Annotated in this window: 4 protein-coding genes; all 4 read left to right on the top strand. The window is 73.1% G+C overall.

Going from position 1 to position 4,209, the window contains the following annotated elements:
• Positions 1-216 precede the first annotated feature (216 nt).
• The 4 genes from ABZ809_RS34395 (at position 217) to ABZ809_RS34380 (ending at position 4,125) form a co-directional block, all read left to right on the top strand.
• Positions 217-1,116 (top strand): hypothetical protein, encoded by a 900-nt coding sequence (locus ABZ809_RS34395; RefSeq protein WP_357566835.1) that lies wholly within the window; start codon positions 217-219, stop codon positions 1,114-1,116.
• 55 nt (positions 1,117-1,171) lie between these two features.
• Positions 1,172-1,879 (top strand): cytidine deaminase, encoded by a 708-nt coding sequence (locus ABZ809_RS34390; RefSeq protein WP_357566834.1) that lies wholly within the window; start codon positions 1,172-1,174, stop codon positions 1,877-1,879.
• A gap of 172 nt (positions 1,880-2,051) precedes the next feature.
• On the top strand, positions 2,052-3,332 hold the full coding sequence (locus ABZ809_RS34385) for a thymidine phosphorylase (protein ID WP_357566833.1): 1,281 nt from the start codon (positions 2,052-2,054) through the stop codon (positions 3,330-3,332).
• 112 nt (positions 3,333-3,444) lie between these two features.
• Positions 3,445-4,125: a DUF4272 domain-containing protein gene (locus ABZ809_RS34380; protein WP_357566832.1), complete on the top strand. Its 681-nt coding sequence runs from the start codon at positions 3,445-3,447 to the stop codon at positions 4,123-4,125.
• Positions 4,126-4,209: the final 84 nt, after the last annotated feature.

Genomic DNA, 4,209 nt, shown 5'->3' with positions numbered 1-4,209 from the left:
TACCTCTGGGCCGTCCCTGCGTGGTACTGTTTGATGTCGGGGGCGGCTGTCCTCACCCCCGCCGCCCACGACTGTCTCCGCGTCCGTCTTGGGGGTTCCGCGCCTGTTCGAGTCGCAGTGCGAATCGGTATGCATGGGCATCTACAACTATCGTTGGTGACCACTGTGGGAGGCCCGGGGTCGCCGGACCTCCCACTCAATTCGTGGGAGCCGTCGATGGAGTTGTTCCGTGGCATGGCCACTGCCGGCACAGCCGGCGGTGTCGGAGCCGGCGTGCTCGGCGTGCTCTGGCACGAGGTGGTCCGCTTTCAGAACTCCTGCGAGGCCGACACGATCGGCGCCTGTCTCGGCTTCGCCTTTCCCGCCCTGGTCGTCGGGCCGGTGGTGGTGACCGCCGCCGTGTGGCTCCTGCTGCGGCTGACGGAGGTCGAGCGCCCGCTGCCGGCGGCCCTGCTCGGCGCGGCTGCCACGGCCAGTGCACTCCGGCTCGCCCTGGCCACCCGGCCGTTCTCCGGCCCGCCGCCGGTGTGGCTGGTGGTGCTGCTCGCCGTAGCCGGGTTCGCCGCCGGCGTCGCTGTCATGGCGGCTCGACTTTTCCTCGTCCGGACCGTGCTGGCCCTGGTGCTGCTCCTGCCCTGGTTCGTCTCGCCGCTGGTCAGCCAGGAGAGCCGGCGGGACGCGTTGCGCGACGGCTTCGCCCAGGTCGGCCTGCCGCTCGTCGTGCCGCAGGTGGAGGGCTTTCAGGTCTCCTACGCCCGAGCCTTCGTCAACCGCCGGCTCCTCACCGTCACGATGGCCCGGGGAGAAGGCTGGCTCTCGGTCATCGTGGTTCCGCTACCGGCGGGTTTCGCCCCGCCAGAGAGTTGCGGGCCGACCATGGCCGACGCTTCCCGGCTCGACGGACCCAGAACGTCCACTCCGCAGCCGTGCCGAGCAGTCGGTGCCGACCACTGGGTCCGGACGGAGGAGGAAGAGGATGTCCACCTGGTCCGTCACGGAGGTGGGCTCGTGCTGCTCAGTGCCGGTGGGGAGGCGGCCGCCGCCGACGTGGCGGCGGGCGCGACGAACCTGTCCGTCGTGACCCCCGGGCAACTGGCGGACCTGGCCGTTCGCTGAGCCGAGCGGTCCCCCTGCTGATGCCTGCCCGAGGCGAATTCGGCAGAATGATGGGATGACGGAGATCGACTGGGAGCGGCTGCGCGCCGCCGCCACCGAGGTGATGCGGCACGCGTACGTGCCGTACTCGAAGTTCCCGGTCGGCGCGGCCGCTCTGGTCGACGACGGCCGGGTCGTGGTCGGCTGCAACGTGGAGAACGCGGCGTACGGCGTGGTGCTCTGCGCGGAGTGCGGCGTGGTCTCCTCGCTGCACGCCACCGGCGGCGGCCGGCTCGTCGCCCTCTCCTGCGTCGACGCCACCGGCGAGCCGCTGATGCCGTGCGGCCGGTGCCGCCAACTGCTCTGGGAGCAGGGCGGCCCGGAGTGCCTGATCGAGGCCCGGGGCGGGCCGCTGCGGATGGCCGAGCTGCTGCCGCACGCCTTCGACGTGGCCGACCTGGAGGCCGTGACGGGGGAGACCCCGGTGCCCGTGGTGCCGGAGCGGCTGGCCGCCTGGCGCGGGCGCGGCACGGTCTTCGTGCACCCCGACCTCTCCGCCGGCCAGCAGGTCTGGACGGCCTACTGGGAGAAGTCGGCCGGCGACAGCGAGGGCGCCGAGACCGGGGTGCTGGAGGAGGGCCCGAGCTGGGGTGACCCGGCGGAGGCGATCGAGTGGGGGCTCGCCCGGTCGCCCCGGGTGGTGGTCGTGGACGCCTCGGGCACGATCTTCTGGGCGGGCGAGGGCGAGCCGCCGACGGAGATCCCTGACCGCTGGGGTGGTTGAGCTCAGAGCGGCTGGGGCCTGTCGTGCCCGGGTGGTTGGGCTTCGGGGATCGGGCCGACCGTGCCCGGCTCCGGGCGGTCAGGCTTGATCCCTCCGCCGGTCACGGTCGGCCCGATCCCTCGGCGGGCGCGGTCCGCGGACCGGCTTCATGACGATCGATAGGAACTCAAAGGTGAGTGCTTTCGCGGCGGTTGATGTCATTCGGGTGAAGCGGGACGGGGGGGTGCTCTCCGACGCGCAGATCGACTGGGTGGTGGACGCGTACACCCGGGGGCTGGTCGCCGACGAGCAGATGTCGGCGCTGGCCATGGCGATCCTGCTGCGCGGCATGACCGGGCCGGAGATCGCCCGGTGGACCGCCGCGATGATCGCCAGCGGGGAGCGGCTCGACCTATCCGCCGTCCGGCGGCCGACCGTCGACAAGCACTCCACCGGCGGCGTCGGTGACAAGATCACCCTGCCGCTCACCCCGCTGGTCGCCGCCTGCGGCGCCGCCGTGCCGCAGCTCAGCGGCCGGGGTCTCGGACACACCGGCGGCACGCTGGACAAGCTGGAGTCGATCCCCGGCTGGCGGGCGGCGCTGGGCAACGACGAGTTCATCGCCCAGCTCCAGGACGTGGGCGCGGTGGTCTGCGCGGCCGGCGCGGGCCTCGCCCCGGCCGACCGCAAGCTGTACGCGCTGCGCGACGTGACCGGGACCGTCGAGGCCATCCCGCTGATCGCCAGCTCGATCATGAGCAAGAAGATCGCCGAGGGTACCGGTGCCCTGGTGCTCGACGTGAAGGTCGGCTCCGGCGCGTTCATGAAGTCCGTCGAGCAGGCCCGCGAGTTGGCCCGGACGATGGTCGAGCTGGGCGGCGCGCACGGCGTGCGGACCGTGGCCCTGCTCACCGACATGTCCACCCCGCTCGGCCTGGCCATCGGCAACGCGGTCGAGGTCACCGAGTCGGTCGAGGTGCTCGCCGGGGGCGGCCCCGCCGACGTGGTCGAGCTGACCCTGGCGTTGGCCCGCGAGATGCTCGACGCGGCCGGGCTGCCGGACGCCGACCCGGAGGCCGCCCTGCGCGACGGACGGGCGATGGACTCCTGGCGGGCCATGGTCCGCGCGCAGGGCGGTGACCCGGACGCGCCGCTGCCGACCGCGAACGAGGTCGAGGTGGTCCGCGCGGACGCGGACGGGTTCGTCGCGGCGATCGACGCGTACGACATGGGGGTGGCGGCCTGGCGGCTCGGCGCCGGGCGGGCCCGCAAGGAGGACCCGGTCAGCGTGCCGGCGGGGGTCGTGCTGCACCGGCGCCCGGGCGACGCGGTGCGGGTGGGTGACCCGCTCTTCGAGCTGCGCGCCGAGGACGCCGCCCGGATCCCGGCGGCCCGCGACGACGCCGCGCGGGCGGTGCGGATCGCGCCGACCGCGCCCGGCGCGACGCCCCTGGTCATCGAGCGGATCGGCTGAGCGGAGCGTCCGCCGGGGTGGCATGGTGCCGGCCGGCCGGGACCGCTATCCTCCCTGGCCAAGGGGGGACAACCGGCGCCCAGTCGTCGCGAGCAGACAGGAATCTTCCGCCGTGGCCGTATCTGCCCCCGATCCCCGGGAGGTGCGTGAGGCGAGCCTGGACGAGCTGTCCCGGCTGGGCCTTCCGCTACCGCCAGCCCAGTTTCCCCTCGTCTGGGAACCGGGCGACCAGATCGAACTCCGCCCCACCGTGGAGATCGAGGCCCGCATCGCGGTGCTGCACCTGATCCTGGCCCGTTGCTTCGGCATGCCCCCGCAGTCGGCGATGAGCTGGCTGCTCGCCTCGCACCTGGTCGAGATGGTCACGCCGCCCGAGGTCCAGTTCGTGATGGGCGGCAAGGGCGACCACCGGTCGTTCGTGCTGCACCACGACGCGCTGTTCGCGCTGGCCTGGGTGCTCGGCCTGACCAAGCAGCTCGACCCGACGCTGCCGGTCGACGAGCGGCTGGTGGAGCGGATGCCGAACATTCCCGGCGGGGAGACCTTCGGCCAGTGGCGGGCCCGCATCCTCGCCGCACCCCAGCATCCCGCCGACGCGGCGGCCCTGCTGGACCTGCACTACTGCCTGGACTGGGCGTACCTGGAGACGGAGCGGGCCGGGCGGACCCTGCCCGGTCTGGTGGACGCGAACGCGATCGGCCAGCGCCGGTGGGCTCTGGAGTGGGCGGTGGTCCTGCGCGGGCCCTACCACGACGAGCCCCCCGGCTGGGAAGAGGTCGACCTCTCCACCTGAGCGGTGTAAGGAAGGGCACCATCCTAACGCATAGCGTTAGGAAGGTGCCCTTCCTTACACCAGAGCGGGGCGCCACGGCCAGCT

Origin of the sequence: Micromonospora sp. NPDC047074 (genome assembly GCF_040643815.1) — a bacterium.
Taxonomy (GTDB): Bacteria; Actinomycetota; Actinomycetes; order Mycobacteriales; family Micromonosporaceae; genus Micromonospora.
The sequence above is the reverse complement of the archived record's forward strand: the minus strand, read 5'-3'. Positions and strand labels throughout refer to the sequence as shown.

Excerpts from the sequence above, each read along its gene's own strand:
- ABZ809_RS34395 (WP_357566835.1), top strand. The coding sequence starts at position 217 with ATGGAGTTGTTCCGTGGCATGGCCACTGCCGGCACAGCCGGCGGTGTC.
- ABZ809_RS34390 (WP_357566834.1), top strand. The coding sequence starts at position 1,172 with ATGACGGAGATCGACTGGGAGCGGCTGCGCGCCGCCGCCACCGAGGTG.